5 protein-coding genes and 2 pseudogenes are annotated in these 6165 nt (G+C 50.6%); 6 read left to right on the forward strand and 1 reads right to left on the reverse strand.

Going from position 1 to position 6165, the window contains the following annotated elements; translation table 11 throughout:
- Positions 1 to 217: 217 nt before the first annotated feature.
- From C814_RS17740 to mobQ, 4 genes and pseudogenes are all read left to right on the forward strand, one after another.
- Positions 218 to 748, forward strand: a pseudogene (locus tag C814_RS17740) (DUF4368 domain-containing protein); the annotation flags it as partial.
- A 79-nt stretch (positions 749 to 827) separates the two neighbouring features.
- A complete protein-coding gene (locus C814_RS23120) occupies positions 828 to 998 on the forward strand; it encodes a transposon-encoded TnpW family protein (protein WP_016316793.1) in 171 nt (56 codons plus the stop codon).
- 84 nt (positions 999 to 1082) lie between these two features.
- Positions 1083 to 1478: a DUF3847 domain-containing protein gene (locus C814_RS17745; RefSeq protein WP_016316794.1), complete on the forward strand. Its 396-nt coding sequence runs from the start codon at positions 1083 to 1085 to the stop codon at positions 1476 to 1478.
- A gap of 145 nt (positions 1479 to 1623) precedes the next feature.
- Complete coding sequence (gene mobQ / locus C814_RS17750) at positions 1624 to 3030, forward strand: MobQ family relaxase (RefSeq protein WP_016316795.1); 1407 nt, start codon at positions 1624 to 1626, stop codon at positions 3028 to 3030.
- 57 nt (positions 3031 to 3087) lie between these two features.
- On the opposite strand, the gene C814_RS23125 is transcribed toward mobQ, so the two are convergent.
- Positions 3088 to 3501: a DUF3795 domain-containing protein gene (locus tag C814_RS23125; RefSeq protein WP_081645031.1), complete on the reverse strand. Its 414-nt coding sequence runs from the start codon at positions 3499 to 3501 to the stop codon at positions 3088 to 3090.
- Positions 3502 to 4087: 586 nt separating this feature from the next.
- On the opposite strand from C814_RS23125, the pseudogene C814_RS17755 reads away from it, so the two are divergent.
- Together C814_RS17755 and C814_RS17760 are read left to right on the forward strand one after the other, a co-directional pair.
- A pseudogene (locus C814_RS17755) lies at positions 4088 to 5329 on the forward strand (VirD4-like conjugal transfer protein, CD1115 family); the annotation flags it as partial.
- A gap of 97 nt (positions 5330 to 5426) precedes the next feature.
- Complete coding sequence (locus tag C814_RS17760; RefSeq protein ID WP_016220926.1) at positions 5427 to 5810, forward strand: TnpV protein; 384 nt, start codon at positions 5427 to 5429, stop codon at positions 5808 to 5810.
- Positions 5811 to 6165: the final 355 nt, after the last annotated feature.

Raw genomic sequence — 6165 nt, forward strand, 5'->3', positions numbered from 1 at the left:
AGGCGCCCCTCCCGCACCGCTTTCAGCCAGGCGTGGATCGTCCCTTTCGGGATGCCCAGCTCCTTCGCCGCTTTGTCTCCGCCGATCTCTCTGGCCAGCTTTACGGCCTGTACCTTGTACTCTTTATCGTAGCTTCGAGCCATTGCCTTTCCTCCTTCTTCTTCTCTTTTTTCTACTCCCTTGAGGAAAAGGTGTCAACTTTTTTTATACCATATCACTTTATGAGGACAACGCTTTAGGCACTATCCCGCAAGACCGCTATGAGCAGATGTCGCGGAAGTATTCGGAAGAATACTACACACTGAAAGCGGAACTTGAAGAAATCCAAAGTCAGTTATCCGCTTTTGAGAACGCGGGCGGACGGGCGCAGAGGTTTGTGAAACTGACAGAACGCTACGCCGACTTTACCGAACTTACCCCCGCCATTCTCAACGAGTTTATCAGCAAAATCGAAGTGCATGAGCGTGACCGGAAAAGGGCAAAAAACGCCATTCAGCATATCGGGATATACTTCAATTATATCGGCAAATTTGAAAACGAAGTGACACAGCTTGCCGAGCCGACAGAACAGGAAATCCGACAAATGCGGGAAGAAATCGAAGAAGCCCAAAAGGAAAAGAGCCGCGCCTATCACAGAGAATATTCCAGAGCCTACCGCGCCAGAAACCTTGAAAAGCAACGGGAGTATGACCGTATCAAGGCGCGGGAATATCGGGCGAGGAAAAAGGCGCAAGCCGCCGCACAGTAAAACAGAATAACCGACAGCAGAAAGGGATTTTCCAATTACGGGAAATCCCTTTTCGCGTCCAGAGAAAGGAGTTGACCGAATGACGGAAACGAGAGGAACGCCTACCCCGCCGCCCAGAAAGCCAGACGGCATTATCACGACACAGAGGAACGGGCAGACCATTGTTGCGGAACTGTTTTTCAACCACAGCGGCACAGAAACATTCCGCGACAAGCTGTTGAAAATGATACTTGCCGACAGGCAGGAATAAAACGGGAAACCGATTTTCTGTAAAAATCCATTCCATTCCTATCCTATCCATTCCACACCAAAAAACGAAAGGAGTATTTCAGATATGCCAAAGACCAAACTGGAAAAAATCGCGGGGATTGAGGAAGAAATCCGACAGCTTGAAAACAGGCGCAGACAGCTTGTGCAGGAGCAAAAGGCACAGGAGCGCAAGGACAGGACGAAACGCCTCTGCCGCCGCATGGGGCTTTTTGAAAGCCTTATCCCCGACAGCATACCATTGACCGAGGAACAATTCAAGACTTTCCTTGAAAAGACCGTAGCCGCCGAGCATGGACGCAGACTGTTGGACGAAATGACCGCCCAGAACGCCGCCAGAGCCGCCGCAGAGGGCGCGGAAACAGCGGCACAGGGAAACACCCGCCCCGCCGCCAAAACCGCCCACACGCCGCAGGAGAGCCGCGGGGACGGGGACGCAGACGGGGGCGCGGCGCAAGGGTAACGGGCTTTTGCCCATACCCTTGCTTTTAGCAAGGGCGCACTTATATACCACATGAATGTGGTATCGTGCGCTCTGCCGAGGGCGTTTTGTGCCTGTCGGCACAAAAGGAAACGGCGGGGATTACCCGCAGAAAGGAGCGCGGCACATGGCGATTTACCATTGCAGTATCAAAATCATATCACGCGGCAAGGGCAAATCCGCCGTTGCCGCCGCCGCTTATCGGGCGGGGGAGAAAATCACGAATGACTTTGACGGGGAAACCCACGACTACACCCGCAAGGGCGGCGTAGTCCATACCGAGATTTTACTGCCCGACCACGCCCCCGCCGCTTTCTCTGACAGGGCGGTTTTGTGGAACGAAGTGGAGAAAATCGAGAAAGCGAAAAACGCACAGCTTGCGCGGGAAATCGAACTTGCCTTACCCGCAGAACTGACGAGGGAACAGAACATTTCCCTTGTGCGGGAGTATGTTAAAAAGCATTTTGTGGCGGCGGGAATGTGCGCCGACATTTGCGTACACGACACAGGCGGCGGCAACCCACACGCCCATGTTATGCTGACCATGCGCCCCTTTGAGCTTAGCGGCGAGTGGGGCGCGAAGCAGAAAAAGGAGTACATTCTTGACAAGGACGGGAACAAAATCTATGACCGAAAGAAGCGGCAGTACAAATGCAAATCCGTACCCGCCACCGACTGGAACGACCAGAGCAAAGCCGAAGAATGGCGGGCGGCATGGGCGCAAATCTGCAATCAGCATTTAGAGCAGAACGGACACGCGGAGCGTATCGACCACCGTTCCTATGAGCGGCAGGGAATAGACCAAATCCCCACCGTCCATTTAGGCGTTGCCGCTTCCGCTATGGAGAAGCGCGGCATACGCACCGAGCGCGGCGACCTTAACCGAGAAATCGAAGTGACAAACCAGAAATTGCGGCAGTTAAAGGCGCGTATCTCAAAATTGCAGAATTGGCTAAAAGAGGAACAGGCGAACACCGAGCCGCCCACCCTTGCCGACTACATTCAGAGCATTTTGTCACGCAAGGCACAGGCGGGGAAATCGGGATATTCCCAATCGCTGTATAACCTCAAGGACGCGGCGAAAATGCTGAATTTCCTGCAACAAAACCAGATACAGGATATGGCGGGGCTTGATGAAAAATTCAAGTCCATGATAGGGGAACAACTGGATATTCAAGGCAAGCTGAAACCCGTTGAAAGGCGGCTTGCTACTTTGAAAAAGCACATCGAGCAATCGGACATTTATTTCAAGTACAAGGGGAAAAAGAAGCTGACCGAAGCCGAGCAAATCTTATTTACGGCGGCGCGGGATTATCTGAAAGGCGTGATGAACGGCAAGACTGCCATTCCGACAAAGGCATGGAAAGAGGAATATGCCAAACTGACCGCCGAGCGGAAAACACTCAATCAGCGGTATCTTGTACTCAAAGGGGAAGTGAAAGAAGCCGAGCAGATACGAAAGAGCGTTTACAGTATCTTGCGGCAGGAACAGCGGGAACACGCACAGCGCAGAACGCAGGATATGGAACGGTAACAGACAGGGCGGCGGGGATAGTCAATGCCGTCCTCGCTACCCTGTTTAAGTTTTTTACTATTTAATTTTTTCTTGACATTCGCTACACTCTCTGTCGTGAATGGAAATAATACCACCACATTTAGGGCAAGTAAATTTTTCTTTCTGCCATTCCATGAAAGGCTCTAACCCATGTGCTTGAACAAAATGACTATTTTCTATCAGACTTGCTTGATACCGTTTATTATAGCTTTTTTCAAGATTTTTAATCAGCGTGCATGGATATTCGTCACAGTCAAAACAGTAGGACAAAGATTTTTCTTTGATACAGTCTTTTATTTTACATTTGCGACAATGCTCCGGTTTTCCTTTGTCGCTGTTCAAACAACCGGCACAAGGTTTTTTGTGGTAACAATGCTTATAACAGACCTTACAATTCATTCCGCATGGAGCAAACATACTTACATCAATTTTTTCTTTTGGCATTTTCATAACTGTTTGCACCTTTCTTCAACTACCGATTTATCCAGTTTTACAAACTCCGATTTGTCGGTATGTACTGGGGAAATTATACCACAGCCAATAAGGAAAAGCAATCTGCATTTCCCGTCCGTTCCGCCTATCCAGACCGTCAAGGGGCGGGTAGTATTTTTTCGCAAAGAGCGCGAAAAAATCTCCACCCTTAAACCCTTGACTGTCTGGATTTTTACCGTTGCCATTTCGCCGCCGAAAACGGGGAACAGGATAAAAAAATCCTGCCCCCGTTTTCGTCCGCTCCATTCTAACGGCAAAACCGTCTGCACTACTTCGGCGGCTATCGGTAGGTTTTGCGGTGGCTCTGCCCCCGCGCCCCCGACCTCTTCCAAAGAACAGAATAGAGTGTTACGCAATAGGGCGCGAAAAGGCTTGATTTTCAAGGCGTTGCAGGAGCGAAAACTGGACGGGGTAAGGTTTTATACTACCCACCCCCGAAAACGGCTTCTAAACGTCCACAGGAGTGGTGTGCGTCCTTTTTTCCTGCCCGTTCCCCGCCGCTCTGAAAAAATTTGCGTCAATAACTCAAAAAAGCACTTGACAAAACGCTTCATGGGGCGGAGCAAAGGACATCGCCCCCTATATCGACCCCGTATTTGAAAACAACATCCTGCTCACGCAGACCGAACGGCTGACGATGAACGGCAGACCCAAAGACCCCAAGACCGCCCGGAACAAAAATGTGCTGGTGATTGGCGGTTCCGGCAGCGGCAAAACGAGATTTTTTGTTAAGCCCAACCTCATGCAAATGCACAGCAGCTATTGCATTACTGACCCAAAAGGCAGCCTCTTGATCGAGGTAGGACAGCTTTTAAGGCGAGGCGGATATAGGATAAAAGTGCTGAATACCATCAATTTTTCCAAGTCCATGCGCTATAATCCGTTCGCCTACCTGCACAGCGAAAAGGACATTTTAAAGCTGGTAAATACCATCATCGCCAACACCAAGGGCGACGGCGAAAAATCCACCGAGGATTTTTGGGTGAAGTCCGAACGACTATTTTATACCGCCCTAATCGGCTACATCTGGTACGAGGCCCCGGAGAACGAAAAGAATTTCACGACGTTGCTTGAAATGATTAACGCTTCCGAGGCCAGAGAGGACGACGCTGAATTTCAAAGCCCTGTGGATGAAATGTTCGCCCGGCTTGCGGAAAAGGAGCCGGAGCATTTCGCCGTCCGGCAGTATCAAAAATTTTTGCTTTCCGCTGGCAAAACACGGAGCTCTATCCTTATTTCCTGCGGGGCGAGGTTAGCGCCCTTTGACATCCGGGAAGTCCGTGAGCTGATGGAAACCGACGAAATGGAGCTGGACACCCTGGGCGACCGCAAAACGGCGCTGTTCCTGATAATGAGCGACACGGACACGACCTTTAATTTCATTCTGGCGATGCTGCAAAGCCAGCTTATCAATCTGCTGTGCGACCGGGCCGACGACGTGTATGGTGGGAGGCTTCCCGTCCATGTGCGGCTGATACTGGACGAGTTCGCCAACATCGGGCAGATACCCAACTTTGACAAGCTGATCGCCACCATCCGAAGCCGGGAAATCTCGGCTTCTATTATTTTGCAAAGTCAATCGCAGTTAAAATCCATCTACAAGGACGCCGCCGACATCATCAGCGACAACTGCGACTGTACTTTATTTTTGAGTGGGCGGGGGAAGAACGCCAAGGAAATCTCCGACGCGCTGGGCCGGGAAACCATTGACAGCTACAACACGTCGGAGAACCGGGGCAGCCAGACCTCCCACGGACTGAATTATCAAAAATTGGGAAAGGATATGCCATACTTGTTCGTGAAGAGTTCAGTTGCCTAATAAATTCACATGAACAGGGACACGAACAACTGGATTCTGGAAAACTGAATACAGGAGGTCACGAATGAAAGAACTGCCAGAAAGAATCCATGACGATACCAACGGTCTTGACTACGTTCTTGTGGGTGATTATTACATTCCCGCCCTGCGGCTGACGAAGGAATCCCGCCCTATCGGGCATTGGGGGCGCAGGCGTAAAGCCTATCTGGAAGAAGCCCGCCCCGCCCTTTATTGCAGCCTGCTGTTATCCGGGAAACTCTGGACGCACCTTGCCGATGTGGACGGGCAGGCACAGGAACGGCTTGACCTTATCATGGAGCAGATGAAAGCCGCCGAGGGCGTGACGGAGAAATTGAAAGCGGATGACCAGCTTGAATGGGTGCGCCGCTGCAATTCTATCCGTAACCGGGCAGAAGAAATTATTTATACGGAACTGGTCTATGTATAATGCGGCTGGCTCCTGTCTGGAAAAAGCGGCTCTAAAGCCGGAAAATTGAACATGGGACACACGATACAGTAAAGAGGACTGCTAACCGGATTTTACGGGAATGGCAGCCCTTTTTGCGTCATTCTTTCGTCTTTTTCTTCCCAAACAGGGACAGCAGCTTTGATTTTCCACGCTGGCTGGAAGCTGCGGGGAGCAGAGGGGATTTTTTAAACACACGGGCAAGGGTGGCACGTTCCTCTTCTGGGAGGCTCATATAATCAATGATATGGTATAAAAAAAGTTGACACCTTTTCCTCAAGGGAGTAGAAAAAAGAGAAGAAGAAGGAGGAAAGGCAATGGCTCGAAGCTACGATAA

This window comes from Anaerotruncus sp. G3(2012) (genome assembly GCF_000403395.2).
Lineage (GTDB): Bacteria > Bacillota > Clostridia > Oscillospirales > Ruminococcaceae > Anaerotruncus.